This window comes from Streptomyces sp. Ru72 (assembly GCF_002920635.1).
Classification (GTDB): domain Bacteria; phylum Actinomycetota; class Actinomycetes; order Streptomycetales; family Streptomycetaceae; genus Streptomyces.
This window is the reverse complement of the sequence record NZ_PQSR01000252.1, coordinates 1-544: the sequence shown is the minus strand read 5'-3', so window position 1 is coordinate 544 and position 544 is coordinate 1. Positions and strand designations below refer to the sequence as shown.

The following is a 544-nucleotide window of genomic DNA, read 5'->3' as shown; positions in this document are numbered from 1 at the left end:
CGTGAGACGTACATAGTTGGCCCTGCCCCAGTGATAGATGACACCGGTGAGCTCGTCGCGCACCGGGACGGTCTCGTGCCAGTCGAGGCCGAGTCGCGGCATGTCCAACGAGACCGTCGCCTCCTGGGTGTGGTGAGGGTCGAGGTTCACGACCACCAGAACCGTGTTCGAACCCGAACGCTTGGAGTAGGCGATCACCGCGTCCTTGTCGGCGTGATGGAAGTGCAGGTCACGCAGCTGCCGCAGTGCCGGACTGTTCCGGCGGACCTCGTTCAGCCTGGTGATCAGGGGGGCGATGCTGCGTCCCTCGCGTTCGGCGGCTTCCCAGTCCCGGGGCCTGAGCTGGTACTTCTCCGAGTCCAGATACTCCTCACTGCCCTCCCGCAAAGGCACGTTCTCACACAACTCGTACCCCGAGTACACCCCCCACGTCGGCGACAACGTCGCCGCCAGCACCGCCCGCACCTCGAACGCGGGCCGCCCCCCGTGCTGCAGATACGCATGCAGGATGTCCGGGGTGTTCACGAAGAAGTTCGGCCGCATA

General features: G+C 65.3%; 1 pseudogene. It reads right to left on the bottom strand.

The features are described 5' to 3' along the window. Positions 1-544, bottom strand: a pseudogene (locus C3488_RS39765) (alpha-1,4-glucan--maltose-1-phosphate maltosyltransferase); the annotation flags it as partial.